22 protein-coding genes and 2 pseudogenes are annotated in these 26,188 nt (G+C 56.0%); 9 read left to right on the top strand and 15 right to left on the bottom strand.

Annotation, left to right across the window (positions count from 1 at the left end):
• Window positions 1-77 precede the first annotated feature (77 nt).
• Window positions 78-620 carry an adaptin protein gene (locus tag D8Y22_RS13805; RefSeq protein ID WP_246084449.1) on the bottom strand — a complete coding sequence of 181 codons (543 nt, stop codon included), beginning with the start codon at window positions 618-620 and terminating at the stop codon, window positions 78-80.
• Window positions 620-1,528, bottom strand: a complete 909-nt coding sequence (locus D8Y22_RS13800; protein WP_141465282.1) for an ADP-ribosylglycohydrolase family protein — start codon at window positions 1,526-1,528, stop codon at window positions 620-622. Before D8Y22_RS13800 ends, D8Y22_RS13805 begins: the two co-directional genes overlap by 1 nt.
• A 244-nt stretch (window positions 1,529-1,772) precedes the next feature.
• On the opposite strand from D8Y22_RS13800, the gene D8Y22_RS13795 reads away from it, so the two are divergent.
• Entirely contained in the window at window positions 1,773-2,354 is a 582-nt protein-coding gene (locus D8Y22_RS13795) for a hypothetical protein (protein ID WP_141465281.1), read from the top strand.
• 9 nt (window positions 2,355-2,363) lie between these two features.
• Here the strand turns inward: D8Y22_RS13795 and D8Y22_RS13790 are convergent, their stop codons facing one another.
• The 5 genes from D8Y22_RS13790 to D8Y22_RS13770 form a co-directional block, all read right to left on the bottom strand.
• A complete protein-coding gene (locus tag D8Y22_RS13790; RefSeq protein WP_141465280.1) occupies window positions 2,364-3,209 on the bottom strand; it encodes a nucleotidyltransferase in 846 nt (281 codons plus the stop codon).
• Window positions 3,206-4,156 (bottom strand): winged helix DNA-binding protein, encoded by a 951-nt coding sequence (locus tag D8Y22_RS13785; protein WP_246084448.1) that lies wholly within the window; start codon window positions 4,154-4,156, stop codon window positions 3,206-3,208. Before D8Y22_RS13785 ends, D8Y22_RS13790 begins: the two co-directional genes overlap by 4 nt.
• Before the next feature lie 184 nt (window positions 4,157-4,340).
• Window positions 4,341-5,618: an RNA-guided endonuclease InsQ/TnpB family protein gene (locus D8Y22_RS13780; RefSeq protein WP_141465279.1), complete on the bottom strand. Its 1,278-nt coding sequence runs from the start codon at window positions 5,616-5,618 to the stop codon at window positions 4,341-4,343.
• Complete coding sequence (gene tnpA, locus D8Y22_RS13775; RefSeq protein WP_141465278.1) at window positions 5,615-5,995, bottom strand: IS200/IS605 family transposase; 381 nt, start codon at window positions 5,993-5,995, stop codon at window positions 5,615-5,617. Before tnpA ends, D8Y22_RS13780 begins: the two co-directional genes overlap by 4 nt.
• Before the next feature lie 216 nt (window positions 5,996-6,211).
• Window positions 6,212-6,685: a helix-turn-helix domain-containing protein gene (locus D8Y22_RS13770; RefSeq protein ID WP_141465277.1), complete on the bottom strand. Its 474-nt coding sequence runs from the start codon at window positions 6,683-6,685 to the stop codon at window positions 6,212-6,214.
• Window positions 6,686-6,907: 222 nt separating this feature from the next.
• Here D8Y22_RS13770 and D8Y22_RS22870 point away from each other — a divergent pair.
• Both D8Y22_RS22870 and D8Y22_RS13755 read left to right on the top strand, forming a co-directional pair.
• A pseudogene (locus D8Y22_RS22870) lies at window positions 6,908-7,117 on the top strand (RNA-guided endonuclease TnpB family protein); the annotation flags it as partial.
• A gap of 530 nt (window positions 7,118-7,647) precedes the next feature.
• Entirely contained in the window at window positions 7,648-8,481 is an 834-nt protein-coding gene (locus D8Y22_RS13755; protein ID WP_141465276.1) for a hypothetical protein, read from the top strand.
• Between the two features lie 337 nt (window positions 8,482-8,818).
• Here D8Y22_RS13755 and D8Y22_RS13745 read toward each other — a convergent pair whose 3' ends face one another.
• A complete protein-coding gene (locus D8Y22_RS13745; protein ID WP_141465274.1) occupies window positions 8,819-9,496 on the bottom strand; it encodes a DUF7509 family protein in 678 nt (225 codons plus the stop codon).
• 149 nt (window positions 9,497-9,645) lie between these two features.
• Here D8Y22_RS13745 and D8Y22_RS13740 point away from each other — a divergent pair, with 149 nt between their 5' ends.
• The 4 genes from D8Y22_RS13740 to D8Y22_RS13725 all read left to right on the top strand — a co-directional run bounded on the left by D8Y22_RS13740 (window position 9,646) and on the right by D8Y22_RS13725 (window position 18,061).
• Complete coding sequence (locus tag D8Y22_RS13740) at window positions 9,646-10,218, top strand: winged helix-turn-helix domain-containing protein (RefSeq protein ID WP_141465273.1); 573 nt, start codon at window positions 9,646-9,648, stop codon at window positions 10,216-10,218.
• A complete protein-coding gene (locus D8Y22_RS13735) occupies window positions 10,215-11,060 on the top strand; it encodes a haloacid dehalogenase-like hydrolase (protein WP_141465272.1) in 846 nt (281 codons plus the stop codon). The genes D8Y22_RS13740 and D8Y22_RS13735 overlap by 4 nt, the downstream gene beginning before the upstream one ends.
• 157 nt (window positions 11,061-11,217) lie before the next feature.
• Window positions 11,218-14,406: a PD-(D/E)XK nuclease family protein gene (locus tag D8Y22_RS13730; protein WP_141465271.1), complete on the top strand. Its 3,189-nt coding sequence runs from the start codon at window positions 11,218-11,220 to the stop codon at window positions 14,404-14,406.
• Window positions 14,399-18,061 (top strand): UvrD-helicase domain-containing protein, encoded by a 3,663-nt coding sequence (locus D8Y22_RS13725; protein ID WP_141465270.1) that lies wholly within the window; start codon window positions 14,399-14,401, stop codon window positions 18,059-18,061. The genes D8Y22_RS13730 and D8Y22_RS13725 overlap by 8 nt, the downstream gene beginning before the upstream one ends.
• An 84-nt stretch (window positions 18,062-18,145) precedes the next feature.
• On the opposite strand, the gene D8Y22_RS13720 is transcribed toward D8Y22_RS13725, so the two are convergent.
• The 5 genes from D8Y22_RS13720 to D8Y22_RS13700 form a co-directional block, all read right to left on the bottom strand.
• Window positions 18,146-19,498 (bottom strand): DUF790 family protein, encoded by a 1,353-nt coding sequence (locus tag D8Y22_RS13720; RefSeq protein WP_141465269.1) that lies wholly within the window; start codon window positions 19,496-19,498, stop codon window positions 18,146-18,148.
• Entirely contained in the window at window positions 19,485-20,894 is a 1,410-nt protein-coding gene (locus D8Y22_RS13715; RefSeq protein WP_141465268.1) for a DEAD/DEAH box helicase family protein, read from the bottom strand. Before D8Y22_RS13715 ends, D8Y22_RS13720 begins: the two co-directional genes overlap by 14 nt.
• A 287-nt stretch (window positions 20,895-21,181) precedes the next feature.
• Entirely contained in the window at window positions 21,182-21,445 is a 264-nt protein-coding gene (locus D8Y22_RS23380) for a DUF6653 family protein (protein WP_394348213.1), read from the bottom strand.
• A gap of 205 nt (window positions 21,446-21,650) precedes the next feature.
• The gene (locus D8Y22_RS13705; protein WP_141465267.1) at window positions 21,651-22,436 is read right to left on the bottom strand and encodes an ABC transporter permease subunit; all 786 of its coding nucleotides are present in this window, start codon (window positions 22,434-22,436) and stop codon (window positions 21,651-21,653) included.
• Window positions 22,429-23,346 carry an ABC transporter ATP-binding protein gene (locus D8Y22_RS13700; protein ID WP_141465283.1) on the bottom strand — a complete coding sequence of 306 codons (918 nt, stop codon included), beginning with the start codon at window positions 23,344-23,346 and terminating at the stop codon, window positions 22,429-22,431. Before D8Y22_RS13700 ends, D8Y22_RS13705 begins: the two co-directional genes overlap by 8 nt.
• A 220-nt stretch (window positions 23,347-23,566) precedes the next feature.
• Between D8Y22_RS13700 and D8Y22_RS13695 the strand changes: the two genes are divergently transcribed.
• Window positions 23,567-23,926 carry a hypothetical protein gene (locus tag D8Y22_RS13695; RefSeq protein ID WP_141465266.1) on the top strand — a complete coding sequence of 120 codons (360 nt, stop codon included), beginning with the start codon at window positions 23,567-23,569 and terminating at the stop codon, window positions 23,924-23,926.
• Between the two features lie 21 nt (window positions 23,927-23,947).
• On the opposite strand, the gene D8Y22_RS13690 is transcribed toward D8Y22_RS13695, so the two are convergent.
• A complete protein-coding gene (locus D8Y22_RS13690; RefSeq protein WP_141465265.1) occupies window positions 23,948-24,619 on the bottom strand; it encodes an SdpI family protein in 672 nt (223 codons plus the stop codon).
• 226 nt (window positions 24,620-24,845) lie between these two features.
• Here D8Y22_RS13690 and D8Y22_RS13685 point away from each other — a divergent pair, with 226 nt between their 5' ends.
• Complete coding sequence (locus D8Y22_RS13685) at window positions 24,846-25,451, top strand: SWIM zinc finger family protein (protein WP_246084446.1); 606 nt, start codon at window positions 24,846-24,848, stop codon at window positions 25,449-25,451.
• A 13-nt stretch (window positions 25,452-25,464) separates the two neighbouring features.
• On the opposite strand, the pseudogene D8Y22_RS13680 reads toward D8Y22_RS13685, so the two are convergent.
• Window positions 25,465-26,091: pseudogene (locus D8Y22_RS13680) on the bottom strand (RNA-guided endonuclease TnpB family protein); the annotation flags it as partial.
• Between the last annotated feature and the right edge of the window lie 97 nt (window positions 26,092-26,188).

The following is a 26,188-nucleotide window of genomic DNA, read 5'->3' as shown; positions in this document are numbered from 1 at the left end:
AGTCACACTATCCACCGGATTCTCACATTCCTAGTTACTGATGATTCTAGTCCGATGTCCTTGGATGCCTCGGTGCGTTAAACTAGAACAGATGGTAGTTCGACAGCCTCCGCAGCCCGGAGTTGCTGGCGAATTTCGTCCACATGATCCGAGTGAGAACTGGTCGTGTCTGTGGACCCCATGTACGCGGAGTCGGCAGGCGGTGGGTAGAGATACGATTTCAATGGGTGTGATTCGATTGCCTCGAGGAACTCCCAAGCGGTGTAGTGATCCCAGTCGTCGACGTGGCTGAGATCGAGGTCATCGACAACGATGTACCTGGCTGCATCAGGGAAGAGTTCGGCAAGGAGCTCGAGCCGGCGCTCGCGCGAGGGCCACGATTCGTACCGCCCGCTCTCGTCTTGCTCGCCCAGGACATCGAGATCGCCGTGGTATCGACGAATGGCTTCGACGACGCCTGGGATACCGGCTTCGTAGACGAGGTCCTGATTCCCGATCGCCCAGACCTGGTGGTCGGCCTCGTGCGCCCAGTACCGGACCCACTCAAGCGGTACTGCCTCTCGATTCGGAGGGGGATTCACGTCGACGGTCCAGTCCCGATCGAACGCTAATACGTACATCACGCTACCTCGACGAGATCAACCGCCAGTGACTCGAGTTCGTCCGTTTCATCGATAGCGGAGAGCCAGCGGTCCGGAAGCTGTGATGCCCCGAACCGTGCACCAGCAACTGCGCCCGCAATCGCCCCGATCGTATCAGTGTCCCCGCCACGATTAACCGCAGTCACAATCGCTTCTTCAGCACTGGTGGCGAGTAGTCCGTCGTGGAGAGCCGTTTGTAGCGAGTGGACGACGTATCCGGACGTTTCGAGCGATCCTGGCGAGGTCCCCTCCACGATAGGCTCGAGTGCGGTCACGAGTTCGTCCGGGACATCGTCTGCGACGTACTCAAGGGCGTCCTGCAGCGGCGTGTCGACGTCCTCGAGCAGGCCAGCCACCGTGAGATTGAGCACGGCACACCCGTAGGTACACCGCGGATCCGCATGCGTAATCTGGGAGGACTGGCGGCTCACGTCCACCAGCCGCTCCCAATCGGTCGCGTAGGGGATAGCAAGCGGCGGACACCGCATCACACTCCCGTTCCCAGCGTTTGACCCTTCCGGGCTGTCCTCCCAGACCTGTTGTCCTGCCTCGTCCCATGTCTCCCCTTTCTCGAGGCGGCTGAGCGAACGCAGCGTCATCCGCCCAATGTCGAACGGATCGCTCTCGTACCATGCGACGAACCGATCCGCGATATCAGCCGGATCGAACTCCTGTTGCTCGACGAGACTCCGCGCAATACGGAGTGCCTGCTCAGTGTCGTCAGTAATCGTTCCAGCCGGCTGATTCCACGTTCCGTACCCGACCATCTCGTCGAGTTCTCCGTGCTCAGCAGTGATCGTAGACGCTGTGTCGAACTCGACCGGTCGTCCAAGCGCATCCCCACACGCTAACCCCACCAGAACACCACGGGCACGATCTAGATCCATGCCCTCCACAACGAACACATTCAAGAAAAGTGTGAGGTCGTAATCACGCATCGGGCTTCGTTCTCCCGAAGATTCTCCTGACGACCCGTCCCATGCCTCGTGCATCTCCATCTGTGCAGCATTCGTCATCGTCCCTTGGTCATTTTCGTCGTGAGCTGCTCGCGTTTTTGCGTTGGTTGGCACGCTCTCAACGTGGTCGGCTGCTTGACCGGGTATTATGCACTGGGTGGGCCAATAGACCGATATGGAACAGCGGTGGGACGAATTTGCGAACGACATTCGCTCAGGCGATTCCGAGCAGGTCAACAAGGTGATCGACAAGATCGAGGAGTTGGATCTCGAGGAACGAATTCAGTTGTACGAGACCTGTTTTGACGAGTTGACCGCCATCTACGCCGACAGCGAGGATGGATATGTTCGACAGTCGACCGTCCGCGTTGCGGAGCGGCTGACGCCAGGGATCGCACTGGTGTTCGCCGTCGCCGAGAGCGACCGATCGATCGAGGCAGATATCGAGACTGTTCGGGAACAGACTGACGCAATTGGCGGCTTCCTGCTGGAGGCACTGACAGACGAAGACGGTCGCGTTAGACAATCTGCCAAGCGCGGGCTGAAAGATGTGTTCAGAACCTACGATTCCCTCGAGGACGAGGAGACGATCAAAGGCTTCGCCGTCAAATTAGACGAGATGGCAGCGGAATACTCTGACAAACGCCGCAAACACCTCCTCGAGGCGAAAGAAGATGCCGAGTTTTTCCTCCAATCCGGGTTCGGACGGCTTCTCGAAGGCTTCCAGAAAGAATTCGGTGACTCGCTGGAAAAGTAGGACGAGCTATCAGGACCGCTGAAATGCGTCGCGCTTCCCGGTATCTCGTATCCCTTCACTGGTCCGTACGACGAACCCGTACTGCTCGAGATACTCGTATCGACGTTCGATCTCTTCTTCTGAAACGTCTAACGTCGACGCGAGTTCGCTGACGGATGTTGCGGTGTCCTCGTCTAACTGCAACCGGAGTTCGTACCCGTTCATGTACCGTTGGTAGTACTCCCGGACGACATCGTCGAGGGGTGTCTGGATACCTTCGTTCTGGTCGAGCCGTTCCAGCGATTCGGAGATCACTGTGACAAATTGCTCACCTCCTAGGAGGTCGACTTGGCGTTCGATTTCGTCTTCGATCACATCGAAATCGAGATCTGTCTGGACGAGTGTCGCCATGTCTCCGATATCGTCCGGACGCTCTGCGACGGCCTTGAAGAGAAAGATATCCTCGAACGAAACGAGCCCGACTGAGAAGGACTCGTCCGAAAGAAACGCCTCACTCCGCGCTTGCATTCCGTCGCTGAAATACAGCTTATCGGCAATCTGTCGATAGAAGACGTCGAACTGACAGCCGGCATCGTTTCGAACGCAGTGACGCGCTCCCAACCGATCGTACTCCTCACCGAGATCAGTAACTTCCTCGTAGCCGAGGTCGTCGAGTACCCCCATCAGACGGCGAAGGGCCGCCTCGTCTACGACGACGAGATCGATATCTTTGGTCGTGTCCTTGAGAGAGGGCTCGTGAAGTGACATTGCGCCACCGCCGATGAGATAGGCATCAACGTCCGTCTGGAGGTGATTTGCGATTTCTCGGAGCTCGGCCTCGATATAATTCCGACCGAATCGTTCACGAGAGCTCATACAGTAATCTCATAGTCTCTGGCCGTTTGTTTGAACTCTTCCCATTTGGGTAGTTGGTCGGTTGTTGTCGTTCCGTCTGTCTCTAAGTATTCGATGAATTCATCGACGATAGCGCGCAGATCGATCACCGCTTCGGGGAGATAGTGTTCAGCACGCTCCCGTAGTGCCGTTCTCTCGATATCCTGTTGTTGTATCAATAAGAGACAGTACGTTCGGTACCGAGGACCGTCATCGATCAGTAGTGTGTGGCAGACTAATTCTGCGGGAGTAATCTCGGAAAGTCGGTCCGTCCGGAAGTAGTGTCGCCGATCCCTTGTGAGAAGCGGGACATCGAACGCTTCGAACAGGGCAGGCCCGGTCAGGTAAAATCCGTCAGCAGTAACGTCACTGTCGCAGGCGAAGAGGAATTCGTTGTGTGTTTCCCAGAGAAAATTGAGTCCACTCGCGTGCCGCTGTGCTTCGCGACGATGTTTCTGGTGGAGCAGTCCTCGAGCGATCGAGGACAACACTGCAAACGGATCGTTGAGACGATACTGGGACTTCGATTTCCCCACGACACCAACGTGCTGAAAGCTATCTAACCGGCGGTAGACCGTCGCCTGACTAACACCACTCAGTTCGGCTAACTCGGTTGCGGTCCGCTTTTGATCGAGATAGTAGAGCACGAGTAACCCAGCACCAGCAATGAGATCGGGTAGATCCATGTGGCTGTACTCCGTGAGAAGTCCCTCGAGTTGCTCGATCGGTTCGATGTCCGTCGGAGAAACCAACTTTTGCCGACCACTTTGCTTGGTTTGGACATAGCCGTAGGCTTCTAATTTGGAGACGATACGTGAGGTGTGGCCAGCGCTCCAGTCGAGTTGATCAGCAAGCGTACTGATACCTATTTCCGACCCACTCCTCACTACAAGATGTGATAATAGACGGAAGTGACTCTTATCTACCATGTAGTCTCATATTACGCAAGAGATTTATAATCCTTTTCGTTATTTGAGACGATATGGATGAAGTCCAATAAGTAGTGTTCCAAACATTACTGATAGCTAAAAGGTTTTGTGATGGGAACTACTGACACCAAAGTTGACATCCTCCCCGCGCTAAAGCGCGAGGATTCCTCCGTTAGGGGTTCGGCTATGCCGATTCCACGGAGGCAACTTGCGGGTTCGTGCGCACTTCTTTGGGACTTTCGTGAGGGCATGGTTTCCCCGACCAATCGTGGTCGTCCCACTCGAATCGCACGGGCCGTGCCATCGGCCTGACTTCGCAACCGCTGTTTTCCCGAAGGAACGTCTCTGACGCTGTGAGGTCGGCGTGCCCCTCAAAGCCACATGGACACGTCAGCGTATCCTCGTGGCGAGCCGTCTTCTCGTGGTCGCCACACCCGGGACACGTCTGACTCGTCCACGCTTCCGACTCGGCTTCGAGGCTGATGCCGTACTCCTCACAGACGCACGCGAGACGGTGGATGAACTTCTTGAACGCCCAGAAGTTGTGCGTCTTCTCGTTCACCCTGACCGACCAGTGCGTTTCCAGCACGTCTGTCAGGTCGCCCACGTACACCGTCGCCACGCCCTCGTCGTACAGCCGTTCAACGAGGTCGCGTATCAGCGCGTTCTGTGCATGGTCACGGCGTTTCGTCCGCTGTCGGTACAGCCGTCGAATCCGATTCGAGGAGTAGCGACCCTCTCGGAGTTTCGACTGTAGGCGGGCGATTTCGTCGGTCGTCTCGCGGAACCGTCCGAACAACTCACGACCGTCGTAGAGGTACTGGTTCCCAGTAGTCGTGGAACAGGCGACGAGATTGTTCGCGCCAACGTCGAGGGCGGCTTCGTGAGAAGCCAGTGGTGAATCCAGTCGAGAATCAGGCACGGTGACTGGTTGAAAAGCCCTGAACGTGTCGCTAACCTCGTCGTACTCAAGTTCCAGACGACCTTGTTTGCCGTCCCACTTCGGGTTGCCTCGGACTTCGAGGCGGAGTCGGTCGTGGTAGCCGAGTCCGTATTCGTCTTTCAGTTCTTGCCCGACAGGGATTTCGAGACGGCTACGTTTGCCCCACTCAATCGTGTACTGGTTGTTTCTGATGTAGGTGCGGAGTTCGCGTCCGTCCTCCCCGTTGCCCCAGTACGACGGTGGATTGGCGTCCTCGCCTTTCTCTTTGAGGGCGAAGAACGACCGCCACGCTTCACTGTTCTTGCGCGTGACCTGTTGGACGGTCGCGCTACCGACGATACCGTTGTAGCGCCCTCGGTACTCGGACGTGTCCCACACGTCGCCGTCATCGAAGAAGTTCTGACGACGTTCGTAGGTCAGCTCATTCCACAGGGAGGCGGAAGCGTCGAGTAGCCGTAGCAGGCACTCTTTGTCGTTCTCGGTCTGGGGGACGACTTCAAAGGTGTTGACACGCTTCATGCGTTCTCACCCTCTTGTTCAGCGATGTACTGTTCGACAGCGCCTTTCGATGCGCTTCCCGCCGTCCCGACGTAGTACGAGCGAGTCCACTTCACGCGGTCGTCGTACCGCTGATTGTACTTGCGGGCGGAGATGCCCTTGACCCAGTTGACGATGAGTGACGGGGCGTTCTTCGGTGGACTCCCGATGAACAGGTGTACGTGGTCGGGCATGACCTCGCACTCGGCCAGTTCGAGGCCCTTGTCTTCACAGATTTCCGCGAAGATGGTTTCGAGACGTTCCTTCGTCTTCCCCGTCAGGTGCGAACGCCGATACTTCGGCATGAACACTATGTGGTAGTAGAGTTCGTATTTCGCATGACGGGTACTCTTTACCATCTATGTATACTATCACAGTCAGATGACTTAACGATTGCGTTGGAACCCCATCTATGCTATCGTCGGCGGTTGAATACTGTTGGTCGGCTTCATCCCCGCCCTGAATGGCGAGGCTTTCGCCTCGAATTTTCTGTAATGTCACTGTGGCACAATATTTCCCCCCAAGAGGTCGACTTGGCGCTTGATCTCGTCTTCGATTAAAGGCAGAGGTGGATATCAAGCCTCTTCGTCGTTGAGTCGGAACGCTACCCGGACTGGTTCTGGGAGCAGTGGTCGTGGGGCTGCTTCGTGACGATCGATCTTCTCAGGCTTCCGCGTTTTCTGGTGGACAGCTCGCGTCATTGGAATACCTTTGAGGTAGTTGAAATCGCCGAGGATATCGACACCGTACTCGGTAAAGCCGTAGAATTTCCACGGCAACCCGCGCTTTTCCTTGTTAGGCGAGTGCTCGTAAATATCAAGGATGTCCGCTTCGACAAGCACGTCCAGTTGCTCTTCCACAGTCTTTTTCGATTTACTTGGGATGAAATGATTGAGTTCGTCCGCTGACGCGAGGAGTTCCGGGTGGCTGAGAAGCGTCTGAATGATACTGTGGCGGGTTTCCTGCGACAACAACTCCATCAACTCCCGCTGCCGCTCTAAGGGGTTTTCCTCCTGATCGAGTTTGGAGTGGGGGGAGATATCGGCCATGTTACCCGAACGTACGATGCCAGGTCACATAAGCACCCAGAGTTAACTTTCCCAAGTCAGACCTCTACGCGGATTCGGTCCCACTAATTCTCGAACACGACAATAGTGAGGCAGTCGCAGAGTTTGGACGCATCGAACGCCCGACGCTACCTGTAACAGCGCGAGAGTCCCGCCCTTCCCGTGAGGAACGAGTGTTCCGACACGCGGTCGGAACCGAGGACGTTCCAAGGATACGCCGACCTAACAGCCTCAGAAACGTTCCTGAAACGGCACACGAGCACAGAAGTCAGGCCGATGGCACGGCCCGTGCGGTTCGAGTGGGACGACCACAACTGGTCGGAGTCACCATGCTCTCACGAAAGTCCCAACGAACAGCGCACGGACCCAAGTACCGTCCACCGTGACGGGAATATTGCTTCCGGAGACTCCTAGACCGGCTGAAACTCCCACGGAGGAAACCGCGCCGTTCACGGCGTGGAGGATGTCATGATGATGAATCGCTGCTCACAACAGAAGGCGCAGTACGTGCTCGAGCAGTCGAGTTAGCGTACCATGCTGATGACTTCACCGAGGAACTGAGTACACTCGCTGACCAGGCCCGTGACCACGGTCTAGACATCTCAGTGCAGCATCTCGAATCCTACCTGGAGACCGAACTTGGCAGTCGCACCCCCTGGTACAGCGGCGTGATCACTGACTCGCTCGTCCACCTGGAATCACTAGACCAGTGTTTTTCGTGGACGACGACAGCGGAACTCGAAGAACAACTGTCGAACGTACCGTGACGACAGGTGCGTTGAGACACGTTGTGGTTGATCCCCGACATCAGTATCTCAGAAAGTCTATTATCTAAGTCTCATAAACTGGTCAATATGCCCTCCAGGCGACAGGTACTCGGAATCGTGGTGACGGGAAGTCTCGGCACGTTTGCCGGGTGTGTCACACCCGGTGGAGCACTCACGATGACAGCAGTCGAGACCGACGCTGACATCGGCGACGCCGCGACGGAACCGGTCGACCCCGACCGCGATCCGGAGACAGCGACGCTACTTGAGGATGCACTGGAGACAAGCCGCACCGGCGTCGAGGGCGAACGCCCCCCGTTCGATCCGGACCGGCCAGTTCGCTGGCGGAACACCGTCTACAACGTCTCCTGGACGGTGACCGACGACCGAACGCGAACCGACTATGTTGTCACTGTAGATCAAATCGACGACGACCCGACGGGATCACAGATAGACTACGACAACCTCCCCGACGTCGATCGAGAGCGACTCAGTGGTCTCCGCGAGGAACTCTCCCAGACCGATGAGGAACAGCGTATCGGGGCTCAACTCGAATATACGGACGACAGCGACATCGAGGCGTCCGTTCTCGTTCCGGAGTCCGAGTACGAGTTCGTCGTCATCGACGATCATGTCCTCGCAATCGAGAGTGGCGAAACCGAGACCACGATATACACCTTCACGTACGAGGTTCTTGAGCGTGCTTCGACGCCTGCGGTGTACGGAGCTGACCTTCGTGAGGAGCACCTCCTCGTGCTGGAGTCGCTGAGCGATGACGAACACGACCTCGTCGAGGAAGCGATCTCCGAAGGACGAGCTGTCGTCGGGACCGACGACGATGCGTTCGTCGAAGTCGGGGAGCGGCTGCTCGAGCACGAGCCGATATACGTTTCCGACCGGGTGGGTGAGTGGCTCGTGGAGTACGAAGGGGAGGTGTACTGGACCGAACTCGATACGCTCCGCACGACTGAACTCGTCGAGGAGCTTGAGGCCTACGACGAGGAGGTGTGACCTCGACGGTGAGACTCGAACGTCATGCAACGTCCTAGGATCTGGTGGTGCAGGATCCGGTCAAGACTACTGTTTATCATCGGGACGTTCGAGAAGACGATCGAGGCATTCGCCGTTGAATTAGACGAGATGGCAACAGAGAACTCTGATAAACGCCGGAAACACCTCCTCGAGGGAGAAGAGGACAGGGAATTTTTCCACCATTCCGGCTCCGGACGGCTTCTCGAAGGTTTCCAGAAGGAATTCCGTGATTCACTAGAAAGTAACCCGGCGTCGATACTCTGCAGACCAAGTTTGCGAGAAGTATTCGACATTCCGACTCTTTGATTTCCTACGATCAGTACGGTTCATAAACCGGGAATGGTCTGCTCTTCTCTTCACGCCGAATGTCTTCGAGGAACCCTTGAATTCGACTTAGAAGCTGCTCTTTGGAGGTGAACTCTCGTACGGGAACGTCGTAGGTATACGGTACCTCGTCGATGCTGGCACTGGTGAATTCATTGTGTAGGAATAAACCAATTCGTTTCCGAGGTTTTCTGCCCGGTTCGGGGTTTCTGCGCCGGAGATTAAAATCGCTCAGAATCGCTCCGACCTCCGAACCGGCACCCGTGGTGAGCCCGGCATCTGTGAACACAAACACCACCGCATCGCTAACAGCCGAAAAAGCGACCGATTGATCGAGTACTGACATCCCAGGTTCGTTCTCAGGCGCTTCCTGTACCGTTGGAATTGTTTTGATGTCTGTCGCAAGAAAGGCGTGGGCTCCGAGTTCTCCCCGAATGGATTCACAGAGGTCCGCAAGTGCGGCTTCATAAGTGTGTCGAGCTATCTTGTTGCGGTGTTTGTCGGGATCGAATAACGGATCCTCGATAAACGGGCTTTCGAGGTTGTCTGCGTCAGGAAACGAATAGGTAGCATCAAATGCGGTGTATGGCCCCATCACGTAGACGTAGAACGGTTCACTGGTGGGAGATGTCCTGGGAACAGGAGCACAATGCTCGATGTGCTCGATCACGGGATTGTCGTCGTACGAAAAAGAAAATTCACGTCCTGTCATGTGCGGCTGTTACTATCAACCAGTTCGTCCCGGTGCCGTTTAAGTATAACGCAAGAAGGTTATCGTCCGTTAACTCTTTGTACTGATGGGTATTAGCTGAAGGTGTGATGACCGAGACTAAGCAAGGGTTCCAGTATTTGGATCGGGGTACCGCAAGTGAGTACATCGAAACGAGGCTATTCAGAAATTCCTTTGATGACCTTAGTAGCCACATCAAGCGGAAGAAAGCGCTTGCAGATGAGGGTAGGTACACGATCTTGTACCTATTGTACGAATACGGGGAAATATCCCGTAAGCGACTGAGTGACGAGACCGGACGTGTGAGTAATAACCTCGAACAGCCCCTCAGGCAGCTTCTGGAAGCAGACCTGATCGAGAAAATTCCGGGGCCCGAGGGAGCGGACAAGCGAAAAACGTACTATCGGATCACCACGCTGGGGCGACAAGAGATTGCAAGTGATATTGAGAACATCATCGGCGGAACGGTCAACGACGCATATTACGAGGTTCTCAAGGACCCGGCTCTTGACCCCGAATGCGATACCGAAGAGCGAGTGCGCCGACCTGATGACTTAGAAATTCTCGAGACTTCGTCGGAAGACCTCCAATCCAGTCGAGAGAAGCTTCGATCTCAGTACAGGCAAGTAACCGCGACGCGGAGTGATGAGCAAGACCAATGACGACAAACATTGGTGTTGTCTTCGACTTCGATGATACGCTCGCGCCTGATTCGACGACGCACCTACTGCAGGAATACGACATCGATCCTGACGAGTTTTGGAACAAACAGTTCAGAGAGCGGGTACAAAATGGATTCGACCCGACTGTCGCGTACTTAACGCTCTTGTTAGACCACATTGGAGAGGGTAAACCCTTGGGTGAGCTAACACCAGCGGAACTGGAACAATGTGCCGAATCGTTGGAAAATGAACTCTATGATGGGGTTCCCGGGATTTTCAACGATCTTGATGAAATCGTAGCCGAGTATGACGATGTCTCGATTGAGTACTACGTCGTATCTGAGGGGATCGAATCGTTGATCAGCGGATCGACCATCAAAGAATATTGTACTGAAATCTACGCTTCACGTCTGGCAACTGATGATAACAGTACGTTCACCCGTGTAAAGCGCCCTATCTCCTTTACGGACAAGACTCGGTATTTATTCGAGATCAATAAGGGAATCACAGCTGCTGAAGCGACGGAGAATCCCTACAAAGTCAACGAACAGAAGGAGGACCGTCCTGTCCCGTTCGAAAATATCATCTATATCGGGGATGGGATTACAGATATTCCGTGTTTCTCCCTTGTGAAAGATCGAGGAGGACGAGTCTTTGGTGTAACACAGCAAGATGAAAAATCCGCCAAGCAGGAGGCAATTCTCGATATCGGTTCCCCACAGAGAGCCGGTAATCTGAATCCTCCCGATTATGGGCCGAATGGACGTCTCGGATCGCTGTTGCGTCTAACCATCGAAGGACTCTGTACGGACAGCACAATCGACCAGCTGGAAGCGCTATAAGCATACCTACTCATTGGTTAGTTCCGAAAGGATGGACGAGAGCAACATTAGTAGCATTTCATTCTCCAGGGAGTTTGTAACAGCCGCTCCCGTACAATCCAAGCCATCAGTTTGGTTAACAGTCAAGTAAGTGGAATATCTTGGTAGAGAGTGTTCGATGGATCCAACGCTCCTTACCGGTCCACAACACGCTCGTCTTGAACAACGGGCGTTTCAGCGGGCCGATGATCTCGCCGCCGATTCGCTGGGGAGTATCCTCTACATTACCCGCAACGATGCTCGTCGAAGTGAAATCGAGGACCGCTGGGCCAGTTTCCACAGACCCCTCCGCCTTCGTTCCGAAACACTCGATTCGGTCGTTCGCAACTGGTACGAAAATCTATACGACCCTGTCGAAACGCTGTCTGGGCAGCTAAACCGTCGACTCACCGAGTACGCGCTCGACGAAACGACAGCGGAGACAGCAGGTGCTCTCGCCGGCGAGCCGGCCTCTGCCGCGCTTGCGGATTCGTTTAGTAGCCGCTTTTCACTCTTCGATGAGGCGGGCGTCAGGACTGCCGATACACTCGAGACGGAGTTCGAGAACTCATCGCTCGACGACCGGATTGCAACGGCCACCGTCGACGCCTATCACTACTACCGCGAACTGTACGCTGACCACGTCGAGGACTGGGTCAATACCCGGGGTGAACTGTTCCATGGCGTCGCGACGGCAGACCAGTCGCTATCAACACTCTCACCTGAGATCGACGTTGTGATTCTCTCCGGCTATTACGAGTTCCGTCCCGTCGAACGCTACATTATCGAGCGTATCGTCGAGGAGTTCCCGACGATTGCACTATTGCCACTCCATCAGGATGGCCGAACGGGTGTCGATGTCGTCGCGAGTGACGCCCTGGATGTCTACGAGTCGCTGGATTTCGAGACGGTGAGTCTCGAGCCAAAAGACGAGTCCGGAAGAGCGTTTGGGGCGGTCACTAACGCTCTCTATCGTCCGGATCCTGAGACGACCGCAGTTCCGGATGGGCTCAACTGGCGCGAACTGCCGACGCCGGAACGCGAAATTCGCTTCGTCGCCCGCGAACTCCGAACCGAGCTGGCGAACGGACGAGATCCAGACGACTTCGCGGTCGTTATTCCAGGAACGAATGCGTATTCGAGCACCGTCGAGGACACGTTCGAGACGTTCGATATTCCACACGTGACGACTGCCGCATCTCAGCTGACGCGGACGTTCACCGGCAGCGTCGTCCACGATCTGCTGAGCCTTGCTGAGGCCGACCCCCGGGCTGAAGACCTCACGTCGCTGCTAGCGAATCCCCTGGTCGATATCGTCGACAATGAGCAAGCCTCGACCATCACTGCTACTGCTCGTCGGCGCGATACGATTTCGGCAGCACCGCTTCTCGAGGCGACCAACGCCGAGACGAACGCATTACTCGAGGATCTGTTAGCGAGCCTGGAAACGCTTCGAACGGGAGACATCGAAGAAGCAACCGAGACGTTCCGCCGACTGCTGGACGATCAGTTCGACCTCGAGGCAGCTGTCGGGGATTACGCCAGCGGTGCCGAGCAGGCACTCGAACACCGAGCCTACGAGGTCGTTGACGAGGTGCTCACCTCCTTCGAAACTCTTGAGAAAGTCAGTACCGACCAGTCCCCACTCGCGCTGTTTACTCGGGCCTTCGATGGCATCCCGATTCAAACATCCCAAACCGCTGCTGGAGGCCACGTCGAAGTGATGGGGCTGCTCGATGCTCGGATGCGATCGTTCGAGAAGGTCTTTCTCGTTGGCCTGACGAGCGAACACTTCCCGGCAACGCCGGAACGACCGGCGTTCTTCGAGGCGATGACCGAGGCCCATCCTCGGTTCGACACCGCCGACGAGCGCCTCCGTGGTCGGTATCTGTTCGCAACCCTGCTTGCGAACGTCGATGCGCTCACGATCACTACACCGGAGACAGGCGGTGATGAGTCTGCCGTCGTCCGCTCCCCTGTCCTCGACGAACTCCAGCGTGTCACCGGGATCGAACCCAAAACCGGTGTTGACGATCGTATCGGCTCTCGAGAGGACCTCCAGCGTCACGTCGCGACTGCCTCCGACCGTCGTGTAGCAGTTAGTCATGCCGGCGACCGGGGCGATCTTTCACCCGAGCAAACGAAGCGCACTGACCGTGGCCTCCAGTGCGCGGACAACAGGGCAACAGCAACCCTTTCCGAACACGACGGCCTGCTGGACCCCGAAACGGTTGACGCGGTTTATCCGCCGTCGGAACGAGAACCCTACAGTGCGAGTCGAATCGAGCAGTACGTCGAGTGCGGGTTCAAATTCTATGCCGACAACGTTCTCGAGATCGAGGATCCTGACGACGTCGAAGTCGTGCCAACGGCTCTCGAGACCGGGTCGTACGTTCACGACGTTCTCGAGCGCTTCTACGCAGACCTGCAGGATGACTCCAAAGCGAGCGTCGATCTCACCGACTACGACCGAGATACGCTCGCCGACCATCTCCACACGGTTGCCGTCGAAGAACTCCGTGAGGCCGATTTCGAGTATGATGGGCTCTTCTACGAGCGCTGGAAGGCAGAACTCTTTGCGGGCCTTCGTGATGAGGACTCCGTCCCATTCGAAGCCGGCGTACAACCCCACGATGCTCCCGAACAAGGACTATTCGCCACGTTCCTCGACAACGAACTCTCCAAGGCCGGCGCTGCCGCTCCATACCTGTTCGAGCCACCTTTCGGCGAAGGGCTTCCAGAGTCCGATAGCGAGCCGTTTTCAGTCGAACGGCCAGATGGATCGACAGTTGCGATTCGGGGCTATATCGACCGTATTGACGTGAACCGTGACGCCGAACAACCGGAAATCACGCTCTACGACTACAAGACCGGGTACGCACCATACATGACGAAAACGACTGGCGGAACGACGTTCCAGCTCCCCATCTATCTGCTCGCCGCGAACGAGGTCATCGATGGTGATCTGTTCGACCAGGGAACCCTCTCAGCGACGTACTACCAGGTGCGACCGCCGAACGATCTCAAGGTCCCTCGAGGGGTCGAATCGAAATTCGACTCGCAGACTGAACTCCGGCGCTTCCTCGAGGATGTCGTTCCCGAGTGGCTCGGACAGATCGACGACGCAATCGCCAACGGGCGGTTCCACACGACGTTGCACTCTCCCCGAGGTGCGAACTGCCGCTTCTGTGACTACCGTCGGGCGTGTGACGTTCGCCACCATCGCAAGCGTGAGTTCATCGACACCGCTCGCGAGGACGAGGTCGCATACGTGCCGCTCCGTGTTCGAGACGACGAGGATCTGCAGACGGTGATGAGCGATGACTGAAGAAACCGAGACCGAGACCGAGACCGAACTGATCCAGCTAACGGAGGAACAGCAGGACGCACTGATTCAGGACCGAAACGTCGCGATCACTGCCGGTGCCGGCACTGGCAAGACGACGACGCTGGCCGAACGGTACGTGACGATACTCGATGAGAATCCCGATCTCACGCCCGAGAATATCGTCACGATCACGTTCACCCGCAAAGCAGCCGCGGAACTGACCGAGCGCGTCCGAGAGGAGGTGTACGAGAAACTCGAACGTGTCGACTCGGCTGACGAGTATCACCGCTGGCGAGACGTGCTCGATGATCTCGAGGACGGGTACGTTCACACGATTCATGCGTTTTGTACACGCCTGTTGCGAGAACAGGCCGTCGAAGCCCCGGTTCCGCTCGGGTTCGACGTCGTCGATGAAGACGAGGCTGCGACCCTTCAGCGAGAGGTCGTGACCGAGTTCCTCGAACAGAACCAAGACGTCGACGATGTTGCACTCCTCGCCCAGCTGTGGAATCGCGACCAACTGATCGACGTTCTCGCGTCGTTGCTCGATGAGCGCCCACAGAGCGAGACCGTGCTGGCGGCCTGGCAGGATGCTGATGTCGATGACTACATCGACGTGCTTTGGGAGACCGTCTGTGACCTGGACGCTGCAGCCGCTCGCGAAACCCTCTACGATGACGGGCTCTTAGACGAGCTGGAAACGATTGCTGGTCAGGTCGACGACCAGACGACGATCACCGACGAAGATGGACTCCAGTCCTATCAGACGATCGAGAGTGTCGTCGAACAGCTTCCCGCGGATCCAGACGCGAGTGATCCGCGTGCCTGTCAACAAGTCGTCCTCGACCTCTACGACGTCTGTGAAAAGCAAAACGGCGGCCTGTACAGCAGCTCCGGCTACGTCGTCGGCGACAGAGGCGACTGGGGCGACTACAGCGCCGTCTACGATGACCTGAAAGACGTCATCAATACTGTTATCGACGCGGTCGAGCCGCATGCAGAAGCGGTCGAAACCACGCCCAGTGCCCTCGAGAAGAATAGCGCCCACTATGCACTCGCGTTGATGCGAGTATTCGAGGATGTCCTGGCGGAGTACACCACGGAAAAGGAGCGTCGAGACACACTCGATTTCCCCGACGTGATCGGGACCACCTTGGAATTCCTTCGCACCAATGAGAACGTCCGAGAGCGACTCGAAGACCAGTTTGCCGCCGTAATGGTCGACGAGTTTCAGGACACAGATCCTCGACAGTGGGAGCTGGTGAAACTTCTCAGCGGCGTCGACGACGGAACCGCATCAAACGTCTTCCTCGTCGGCGACGAAAAACAGAGCATCTATGGATTCCGCGGGGCAGACGTCACGACCTTCGGTGATGCGCGGGCCGATCTCCAGTCGGTCAATGCCTCGCGTGGCGTCGATGACGTGCCCGATAGCGAAGCGGCGCAACCAACTGCGCTCGAGCTATCGGGGAACTTCCGGACATTAGACGAGCCGCTGTCGTTCCTCAACGAACTCTTCGAACGTCTCTTCCAGCCGGAAGGCGACGATCACGAACCGTTCGAAGCGCCGCCACAGGACCTGACGACGGAGCGTGATCGCGTCGAGGAAATCGAGGGGCTGACGGGAAGCGTTGAATATCTCGCCGTTCCAGACGATGCAGAGACTGCGGAAACGATCTTTGGTCCGGACCATCCCGTTGCAGACGGTGCACTGGATCACACGATCGAAGCCGAAGCACAGGGGCTCGCCGCCCGGTTGACACACCTCTTTGATGACCCGCCGGAGATCCAGGATCCTGACACGGGTATCCACCGGGAGGCGACGCCTAACGATGTTGCTATCCTCCTTCGCCGGCGGACGCATCTGGATCGGTATCAACGGGCGCTCGAAGAGTACGATATTCCATACACTGTCATCGGCGGCACCGGATTCTACGATACGCCCGAGGTGCAGGCGCTGACGAATCTCTTCCGAGTCCTCGGTGACCCAGCAGACGATGTCTCACTTTACGGTGTGCTTCGATCGCCGTTGTTCGGATTTACTGATAACCGCCTTGCCCCTGTGATCGCTGACGCCGACTCGGTCTGGGAGGCACTCGCCGAAACGGACGACCAACAGCTTGCGGATGCGTTCGACTGTCTGTCGACGTGGCGGACACTCAGTGGCTGTGCAACGCCGACTGATGACGGCGTGCTCTCGTGGGACCAACTGCTGACTCGTGTGATCGACGACACGGGATATATAGCCAGCATTAGTGCCGACGAACGCGGTCGGCAGGCCGTTGCGAACGTCGAGAAGTTCCGATATCAGGTACGCACCTGGAGCGAGAACGGCGTCCACACGGCAGCCGGCCTGCTCCACCGGATCGACCGCCAGACCGAATTCGACCCGCGCGAAGGGGAGGCAGATATTCCGGGTGACACCGAAGGCGTGCGAATACTGACGATCCACTCCGCTAAGGGCCTCGAGTTCCCGATCGTTGCCGTACCAGACCTGGGTAGCGATCTCAACTTCGGGCGCTCCGTCGACGACCATGGATACGTCCGGCTCGTCGACGGTACCGACGATGCACCGCCGATTCCAGCAGTTGGTGGTCCCAATCCGAACGACGCCTTCGCGATCGAAAAGACAGCCGTGCACGAGTACGCCGATCGCCAATCACGACCCCAGGAACGAGCCGAGGCAAAGCGACTCCTCTATGTCGCCTGTACGCGGACACGGGACCACCTGCTCCTCTGTGGCACCCACGATCTCGAGATCGATGAATCAGGGAGTGTCGAACTCGGTGACCCAGCCGACTTTGCTGAGGCCGATCGATGGCGGGACTGGCTCCAGCCGCTCCTCCTCGAGAACGGTGAGCTACTCGAACAGACGCTCCAAAGTGGGCGGGCACAGAGCCAGATCGGTGACGCGAGCTACACCGTGCGTACCCCACCACATCCTGTAGACTGGCAACCTGCTGAATCCGACGAGAAAGCCTTGCCAGAGATATCCATTCCGTCACCACCTGCCCACACACCGGAATCTCGAGTCGCTGCGACAACGCTCGTGAACGAGGTTGCAGCAGCTTCAGAAACAGACCACAGCTACGGCGACAGCGATAGCGACGAGCCGACAGGCCTGAGCCCGACTACCTTTGGGACGGTTGTTCACCGTCTTACCGAACTTCGTCCACCGAGAGATGACTGGACGGGGCTAATTCGCCGGCTGAGTCAAATGGCTGGTGAAGAGCCTACGGAAGCGGACCTCCAGGATGCCGTCGAACACGCCGCTGATGCAGTCGAATTTGTGGATCGGATCGAAGCTGAGAGCTCACTCGAGGCGACGTACGACGAATACTCGGTCGTTGCTCGGATCGACGGAACACGGATCGTCGGGGATATTGATCGACTGCTCGTCACCCCCGATGCTTACCATATCATCGACTACAAAACGAACGACCTTTCGTCGACAACGTCAACCGAACTTGCAGCACACTATCGTCCCCAAATGCTCGCATACGCATTGGCTCTGTTCCAACATGATCCCGACCGTGATGTTCGGGCGTCACTGCGGTTCACCGATGCTGGCATTGAAGAACGGTTCGAATGGGATACGGGCGAGTATGCTAAAGTCGAGTCAAAGCTCCGGTCTATGACAGAACTGCTGTCCTGAATCCCACCACATGAGGGAGATAAGTGAAAACGCCGAAATCAGAGTAGATGCCACCTTGTTGACCCAGAAGCAGAAGTCTATACCTCATTCTTCTAAAACAGTGTTAGCGGCATATTCCTCGGCTAACTCCACGACGTCGTAGACGTGAATTCCCGACTTGAACCACAGAATGCGGTCGTCCATCCCTTCAAAATCGTCAGCCGAGCAATCCAACCGTTCGGAAACAGCGACGATGAGATTGTCACGGTCAGCATCTCGTATCTTTGCCAGCTTCTCATCCAGATACTCGGGTGTCCAGAATCCAACGATCTCGAACAACACTCGGCGTCCATCAGGGTGTTCGACCGCAAAATCAGGGAGCATCACTTCCGCTCCCAGATCCAGTACGTCATCTTCTCGAATGAGCTCCCAATCGGTGTTTGCTCGCTTCCATTTCTGAGCGAGCGACCGCTCCACGTCAGAGTCGAAATCACTCTGTGCCGAGTAGTGGGAGGACAACCCCTCGGTATGATCAAGTTCAAACGAGAGCGTCTGGCTCGATAGCCCGCTGTCCTCGTCCAAGATGTCGGCTTCCATCTCCCAGCGGTCACACAACGGGAGTGCAGGGAGGAAATTCGCCATCCGAATGCCGTACTTTCGCGACTTCGAAAAGAGGGACGCCGCTCCATCAAGAACCGCTTCATACCCGTCTGCAACGTCGGTACTGGGGACGCGGTTTCCGTCGCTGTCGATTGGATAGATACGGTGCATCAGTCCGAACAATTTGACGTAACTGAACACTGTCGCAAACGAGTCCCAGACTCGTACCCGCATCTCAGTTGCATCGTACAGCACCGCCTGTGCCAAGGCAAGATTGTATCGAGTGAGCAGCCAGTCTACTGTAACCGTGTCTTCGGCGTAGGATTCCTCGCTATCTCCCGTCAGCCGTGTCGTTGTCGTTGAGCCATCCGTGTCTTCGTATTCATCAGAAACACGGTGTCCGAATCGAACCAGTCGCTGGTTTTCTTCCAAGTCTGCGTACATCCCCCGATAGCATTCTTCGAGCGTGATTTCGAGTCTGTCAGCTACCGTGCTATACACCCAAATGGACTTCGTATCCTCTCCCAGCGTCGGTTGACGGACAATCGGATAATTATCGTTCGCGACTGCGAAGAGTTCCTCTCGAATCTCTCGTGGATCAACTGGTGCAACAGTCTCGAATTCACACTCGTCTTTGAGGAGCTTCGCTAACCCCTGGACGATTTTGTAGTCTGTGTCAGCGACAGTGAGTTGATCAATCGTGTCTTCCAGCTCTCCCTTCGGTTCACCGAGATGCTCGTCAAAGATCCGAATGAGCTCTTCGGCTGTATCTCGATACCGCTGGTCGTCAGTATCGATGAACTTCGGAGTGATCGTGTCCTCGTACGTACGCGAGCGGGCGAGATCAGCCGTCAGCATCCGATGTCACCCCCTGTCGACGCCGTTCGGAGACGTAGGTTTCCACCGTATCCTCGGCGATGATTTCGTAGAGGCGAGCTGGCTGCCGCTCATCCGTCGGACGGAGAATCCGCCCCAGACGCTGTGCATACTGGCGTTTCGAAGCGCTCCCAGACAGGATGATACCGACGTTTGCTGCCGGCACGTCGATCCCTTCGTCGAGGACCTGGGACGTGACGAGCATCGAGTACTCACCAGTGCGGAACCGCTCGAGAATGGCTGTCCGTTCGTCCGTTTCGGTTTGATGCGTGATACACGGAACGACGAACTCTTGGGAGATGTCGTATGCAAAGTCGTTGTTCGCGGTGAAAATAATTGTCCGGTCGTCGTAATGGCGTTTCAGAAGGTTATCCAGCGTGTCCAGTTTCTTTTTCGCAGTGCGCGCAATTTCTTCGGCCCGCTGTTTAGCGATGAGCGCTCGTCGCCCCTGCGGGTCGTACGACGTTCGTTTGAGAAACTCCTGATACCCACGTTCTTTCCAGAGGTCAAACTCGTGGCTATCCACGTAGTCGCGGTAAATCTGATACTCTTCATCGTACTCTTCTCGCTCGTCTGGTGTGAGTTCAACCTGGAGATGAATCGTCTCATACTCGCTGAGATAGTCGCCAGCCAACTCGTCAACCTCTTCTCTGTAGACGACCGTCCCGAGTAGATCTTCCAGTTCTTCGTGCTGCCCATCGGCACGCTCGTAGGTCGCGGTCAGGCCGAGTCGATACGGCGCAATCGTCATCTCGGGGATCTGCTGGTAGGTCGGTGCAGGCAGATGATGCACCTCATCGACGACAAGGAGTCCGAATTGATCGCCGTATTCGTCGATGTAGCGGTAGGCAGAATCGTAGGTTGTCACCGTGATATTGGTCACATTGTGGCTTCCGCCGCCAAGAACGCCGATTCCATCTGGAAGTTGGTCTCCAAAGGCGTTCGTGAGCGTAGCGTGCCACTGATTCATCAGGTCGATTGTCGGAACGACGACGACCGTACTGACGCCCGCATCAGCGATTGCTTGGACAGCAAGAAACGTCTTTCCGCTTCCCGTTGGGAGGACGACGCTTCCACGGCGGTCGTTGGCTTGCCACGCTGAGAGGGCCTCCTGTTGGTACTTTCGGGGTTCGATAGCGACAGAGGGGGTAAGGGCAAGTTCAGAATAAGCACGAGCATCATCTTCAACGTTCTCTACAGTCGTTGTCGCCTCGTTGAGCGTTGCTTGTCCGTCAGCTCCGTTTGCCCACGCTCTGATTTCACGATAGTGTTGCGCTCGTGCGCGATACTCCTCGACACGGTCATCCCATTCAGCAAAAGGGACCGTGTCGGGAGCATTTTCGAGAAGAAGCGTTCCATCATCAAACGCAATACGCATTCAGATTGTTCTACGTCCTGGGAGATACTTGTCCTTGCTGGAGATACTGATAGGGATTAGCGTAGATCCTCCTACTGTCCAGAATGGCAGACCACAGACATGTTGAAATCGTCGTGCAAGATATAGAGGATATATTCAGCACGGCGATTATTGCTACGTAACATGTCTGTCGTAACGTTCAACCAGATGTCGTAACCACCAGAAGTTCAGCACGACGGTCAGAATGGTTCCAAGAGCGGTCTTCAACGGGCGCTGACGCCACGCAGCATACAGCGTATAGATGCTTGTCAGCACAGCTGCCGTGCTGAAAATGTTTGGCTTGGATACCCGAGGATACCGTGGCCTTCTCCTCGAACCCACCACTGTTGAGCGAGAACGCCCCGCGTCATCCATGCTTCTTCATCTTTGGGTGGGGAGAATAAGATTGGATTGACCACTCCCCACAGTATCGAGAGTAACAAGAGACGCCAAGAACGCCGGTAAATAGCATACGCAACAGCAGGAGCAACCGGAATTCGCGTCCAGACGCTTTTTGGGTTCGAATGGCGCATCCAAAACCACTCCTCAACCACAACAGGATCACCGGAAGCCATAGCTAACAGTACACGTTTCTTGAGGATAAACGTAGTCGGTGGTGAACACAGATAATGACTACAGTCTCTGTACTGAACGATGCGTCCTTCCCCTGTATTGACCGCAACCGAGTCAAATATATTACTTGCTGAGATTTCAACAGAGCCTCTGAGCCAAGCTTCCCTAGATATCTCGCCGCTGGAACAGTACTTGGCTCACGATGAGTAATCCCAAAAATCCAGCAAGGAGAATTCCAGAATCCATCACCTCGTACGTACCATCAATGAGAACCGGTGTTGGAGAGTAGTAATGGGTTGGGCTGATGTATTGAATCCACGAGAATTCCTCCGCCGCGCCAACTGCGGACTCAACGAGCCAGAGAACGAACATCAGCCCGATGGCAGCCCGCTCTGCAACCGCCGCCCGATTCACGAGTACCGAGAGAACTGTTCCAATCGCAGCGCAGACAAGGAGATACGGAATCGAGAGGAGATGCGCCAACACGAGATGCATCGGATCAATCGTTTCGCCAATCGCCAGTACGAGACCGTACGTGACACCGCCCACAACTACGTTCAGCAGGACAAGTGGAAGCACCATCGATGCGAATTTTTCGAGAAGTAACTGGCTCCGAGATACCGGAAATGAGAGCAACAGATCCATTCGGTCATTCTCGATATCGCTTGCAATCTTCCCCGCTGCTGAGTATGCAAAGTAGATTCCGAGCCCCACCAACCATACGAACGTGTAAATCTGTCCCCCGAGCCACCCTTCTATCGTTCCAATCGTTTGAATGCCGAACGCTTCCCTCATCGCAGGCGGCACTGACTCCGCGATCTGCGCGTAAGCGGATGCATCAACGAGAGAAAAATACCAGACGATAAAGGCCACGTAGAGACTCACCCCAATCGTCAGAATCACCGTTCCTCGAAGACGCCGACTCGTCTCATATCGCGTGGTTTCAAGCATCCGAATGAACCCCCTGGTTGGATTCTCCTGCTCCCGCTGACCCGTAATAGTGCATGAAGACGTCTTCGAGCGGTGGTTCGCTGATGTCGATCTCACGCACGTCATGTGTCGCAAGTTCGCGGAGAAGCGTGTTGTACTCGCCAGTGTAAATGAATTGGATTCCGTCAGCGAACGTCTGCACATCACTGACCCCATCGAGTGCTGCGAGTTCAGTTCTCGCCTCGTCAGTCGTTCGAAGTCGGACACGCTTCCCACCTTGGTCCATCAACGTCTCGATATCCTCTAATCCAACGAGTTTCCCGTCGCGGAGTATCCCGACCCGATCACAGACGCGTCGGACCTCGCTCAGCACGTGAGACGAGAAGAATAACGTCTTTCCCCGCTCACATTCGTTCCTGACGAATTCGTTAAACTCCTCTTGCTTAAGCGGGTCGAGGCCGGATGTCGGTTCGTCCATAATCACGAGTTCGGGATCGTGCATGAAGGCTTGGATGATGCCGAGCATGCGTTTGTTCCCGGATGAATACTCGCGGATAGGACGCTCCACCGGGGGTGTGAATATATTGAGGAGTTCGTCTCGCCGGTCACCACCCTTGACGGATGCATGATAGTCCAAGACGTCTGCGCCAGTCACTTCCTCGTTGAATCCGAGATGCGCCGGTAAATACCCGATTCGCTGCTTGGCGTCGATGAGCGCGCCCTCATCGTGAACATCTGCGCCGAGAACAGTCGCTGTTCCGGATGTCGGTTCGAGTAACCCCAGCAGTGTTCGAATCGTCGTCGTCTTCCCTGCACCGTTTGGCCCGAGGTATCCGAAGATTTCGCCAGTTTCGACGGTGAACGAGACGTCGTCGTTAGCGAGAACATCTCCATAATCCTTTGTCAACCCGTCAAGTTCGATTACTCCCATAACCTCATCCTTTGCATCCACTCCATTTTGTTGTATCGGAGGTTACATTCGACGTACATAGAAGGAAACGTCACGAGACAGTTGGGATTTGACTACTGAGCTGGGACTGCGGTCAATCACGGGGCGAAGAAAGTGGACTCAACGGAGACATACCGTTATTGTCTCTCCCGACCTACTGTCAGTTATGGCCCGAGTTGGTTTCGTCCTCGTGGGACTCGTCATGGCCCTGGTTCCAGCACGAGTTCGAGAAGCGTTCGAGAAACTCGCCCTCAAAAAGTCTGATGAGGTGAGCCCCAGCCCCTCGTTTACGCCAGCGATTAGAGCGGAAGGCGTGATTTTCGTGGTCGTGAGCGTACTGGGAGGAACGGTGTATCGTGTGTCGATGTACGTCCTTGGACTGGCCGGTGCTATTGCACTCTTCGTTCCGAAGCGGGCACTCCGGTTCAGTATGAACATCTCGTACGAAAACCCAGAGACAGTCGAATGGAAGGACGGACTCATTCCAGTAATTCGCGGGTTCGGCGTGCTGTATCTACTCATTGCGTTGAACGAGATCAAAAACCGCAGCCGGGACACGTAACCGGAATTTCGGGGCCGCGACTTACAGATCCGATCCCGAGGCCGAATCTGGTTCCCCTTCGATTTGCTCGTACAGGTAGTACGAGTATACGGCAGTAATCCCGGCAGTCAGGAGCAGTGGGACGAGAAGGAAATAAATCGCTAGGTCGCCGACGAAGAGTCCGACCAGCGTGAGGACGGCGGTGAGTTTGAACAGCCAACTACCGAGGGCATGGGTCCGATTCCAGACCTCGTCGCTGCTGAGCGTCCACGGTGTCCGGATACCGGCGAACCAATTCGGCTCGGCGTGCGGGAGGAAGATGCCGACGTAGTAGAACAGACCAGCCGCGCCGACCAAGATGAGGGCCGTGAAATCGAACTCGTAGCCGAGGTTGAATGCGATGACCCCGGCGTGGACGAGGACCAGATATCCGGTGAAGATGACGACGAACCAGTCGTAGTAGGCCCGGAACTCCGCGATGTTCTCACGGAGTGGACCGATCCGAGGAATCACGGCGAACACAGCGAACAGCCCTGCGGTCATCGCGGGAAACAGCCAGAGTGCGAATTGCTTCGACATGGTGCCATCCGGTTCTCCGGCGGCGTTCCAGTGCGTGACAAGGTCGGCGGGGAGCGACGGAGCTGCGAACAGGCTCACGATGCCCGAGAGTACCACGAGTCCAACCGCCACCCCGAACCGGTGAATTGTCTTCATACACGACGATACGGCCCGTTCCCTGATGAATCAGTAGGGAAGAGCCGGTGAACTGATTGCGGACAATACTGATGACTGTATTGAGCACTCGGTGGGGGCTACTTCTGGAGAAACCCCATGCAAGATATGCGCGTTCCATCTTGCACGCTATTTTTGACAACAGTTGGATTGATCTACCGTGCGAAGGTTTCTATGCCAGCTCTTTCATAGGAAAAGATAGCCAGTAATGGAGTACCCGACCCGATCGGACATTCGTTCGCTCTGTACGGAACAGTCCTTCGAACGAGGGGTCAAGTACTACGAGCAGGAGAGGATTCAGAAACTGGAGGTCGAGGATGGAGACATTACTGCAATCGTTCGTGGATCCCGAGATTACGACATCTCGATTAATATCGACGACGATACAATTCAAACCGTCTGTAGTTGCCCCTACGACTATGCTGGAGATTGCAAGCACATCGTCGCTGTACTCTTAGCCGTCGAAGATCGCTCATCCGAGTCAACGTCCGAGACAACCGATTCATCAGACAGCTCCGAGACGGTCGATGTTGAAGCCCTGATCGACCGGACGCCTGACGACGAGCTTCGAACGTTTCTCCTCGACATCATCGCGGACGACCGTGATATCCGTGATCGCTTCGTCGCATTTGCTGGCGAAGAGCCAGGTAAGACCGTCTACGATTACAAACAAGAAATCGACCGTCTGTTCGAGGATGCAGCCGGTCGTGGTGGCATGATCGAATACGATACTCGTATCGACTTCTCCCAGTTTGACCTCCTCCTCCGCGTGAACGCGGAGGAATCCCACCACGGGATTTCAGGCCGAGTGTAGCGGCCTGTTGGTTTCAAGACGCATACGTTCCAAGCGTCGTTTGCTGGTTTTCAGCATCGGCTTGGCTGTCTTGTGGCCCGGTCAAAGAGGCCCCATCCGTAGCCGAGTCATCGTCACCGGCCTTCTGCCGGGAAGCCCGGTCGCTTCGGCGGTGCCTCTCTCCACTACGGTAGCGGTCTGCAATGTTTATCGCCCCGTTCACGTCAGCTTGATACTCACCGACCCAACAGCCGTCGTTCGAGCAGCTGAACGTTGCCTGTCGTGGCCGGTAGCCATGTTCACCGCAGGCGTGACACGCCTTCGACGTGTTCCGGGGATTCACCGTCTCGACGGGAATCCCCTTCTCGGCGGCTTTGTAGCGAATCTGTGCGTGGAGCTTGGCAAAGCCCCACCCGTGCAACCGCCGGTTCATGTACTCGCCGTAGTCCATGTTCTCGCGGATGTACGTCAGGTCTTCCAGTACCAGCACTGGGTTCTCGACAGACTCGGCGTACTCAACGACCTCGCTGGTCACACGGTGGAACACATCGTCAATCTGGTCCCACAGTGCGTCACCGTAGGACTCAACGATTCGCTCACTGCCGCGCTTCTGAAGCCGTCGCTTGGCGGTGAAGTAGGTTTTGCGGAGCCGACGAACGGCTTAGTGATTAACGCAACTTCTGGATGAATCCGTCGAGGTGATTTTCGATCCAGGAGCCTGCGAAACTCAGCTGATCGGTCAACTTCGTGAAAATCTC

Source organism: Salinadaptatus halalkaliphilus (genome assembly GCF_006543045.1).
GTDB lineage: Archaea > Halobacteriota > Halobacteria > Halobacteriales > Natrialbaceae > Salinadaptatus > Salinadaptatus halalkaliphilus.
This window is presented reverse-complemented; position numbering and strand designations above follow the sequence as displayed.

Bases quoted from the DNA above. Each gene is read 5' to 3' on its own strand.
- D8Y22_RS13685 (WP_246084446.1), top strand. From the start codon at position 24,846: ATGGAGTACCCGACCCGATCGGACATTCGTTCGCTCTGTACGGAACAG.
- D8Y22_RS13780 (WP_141465279.1), bottom strand. From the start codon at position 5,618: ATGAAGCGTGTCAACACCTTTGAAGTCGTCCCCCAGACCGAGAACGAC.
- D8Y22_RS13705 (WP_141465267.1), bottom strand. From the start codon at position 22,436: ATGCTTGAAACCACGCGATATGAGACGAGTCGGCGTCTTCGAGGAACG.
- D8Y22_RS13770 (WP_141465277.1), bottom strand. From the start codon at position 6,685: ATGGCCGATATCTCCCCCCACTCCAAACTCGATCAGGAGGAAAACCCC.
- D8Y22_RS13805 (WP_246084449.1), bottom strand. From the start codon at position 620: ATGTACGTATTAGCGTTCGATCGGGACTGGACCGTCGACGTGAATCCC.
- D8Y22_RS13730 (WP_141465271.1), top strand. From the start codon at position 11,218: ATGGATCCAACGCTCCTTACCGGTCCACAACACGCTCGTCTTGAACAA.
- tnpA (WP_141465278.1), bottom strand. From the start codon at position 5,995: ATGGTAAAGAGTACCCGTCATGCGAAATACGAACTCTACTACCACATA.
- D8Y22_RS13725 (WP_141465270.1), top strand. From the start codon at position 14,399: ATGACTGAAGAAACCGAGACCGAGACCGAGACCGAACTGATCCAGCTA.
- D8Y22_RS13800 (WP_141465282.1), bottom strand. From the start codon at position 1,528: ATGGATCTAGATCGTGCCCGTGGTGTTCTGGTGGGGTTAGCGTGTGGG.
- D8Y22_RS13715 (WP_141465268.1), bottom strand. From the start codon at position 20,894: ATGCGTATTGCGTTTGATGATGGAACGCTTCTTCTCGAAAATGCTCCC.
- D8Y22_RS13790 (WP_141465280.1), bottom strand. From the start codon at position 3,209: ATGAGCTCTCGTGAACGATTCGGTCGGAATTATATCGAGGCCGAGCTC.
- D8Y22_RS23380 (WP_394348213.1), bottom strand. From the start codon at position 21,445: ATGCGCCATTCGAACCCAAAAAGCGTCTGGACGCGAATTCCGGTTGCT.
- D8Y22_RS13795 (WP_141465281.1), top strand. From the start codon at position 1,773: ATGGAACAGCGGTGGGACGAATTTGCGAACGACATTCGCTCAGGCGAT.
- D8Y22_RS13690 (WP_141465265.1), bottom strand. From the start codon at position 24,619: ATGAAGACAATTCACCGGTTCGGGGTGGCGGTTGGACTCGTGGTACTC.
- D8Y22_RS13695 (WP_141465266.1), top strand. From the start codon at position 23,567: ATGGCCCTGGTTCCAGCACGAGTTCGAGAAGCGTTCGAGAAACTCGCC.
- D8Y22_RS13740 (WP_141465273.1), top strand. From the start codon at position 9,646: ATGACCGAGACTAAGCAAGGGTTCCAGTATTTGGATCGGGGTACCGCA.
- D8Y22_RS13700 (WP_141465283.1), bottom strand. From the start codon at position 23,346: ATGGGAGTAATCGAACTTGACGGGTTGACAAAGGATTATGGAGATGTT.
- D8Y22_RS13735 (WP_141465272.1), top strand. From the start codon at position 10,215: ATGACGACAAACATTGGTGTTGTCTTCGACTTCGATGATACGCTCGCG.
- D8Y22_RS13785 (WP_246084448.1), bottom strand. From the start codon at position 4,156: ATGGTAGATAAGAGTCACTTCCGTCTATTATCACATCTTGTAGTGAGG.
- D8Y22_RS13755 (WP_141465276.1), top strand. From the start codon at position 7,648: ATGACAGCAGTCGAGACCGACGCTGACATCGGCGACGCCGCGACGGAA.
- D8Y22_RS13720 (WP_141465269.1), bottom strand. From the start codon at position 19,498: ATGCTGACGGCTGATCTCGCCCGCTCGCGTACGTACGAGGACACGATC.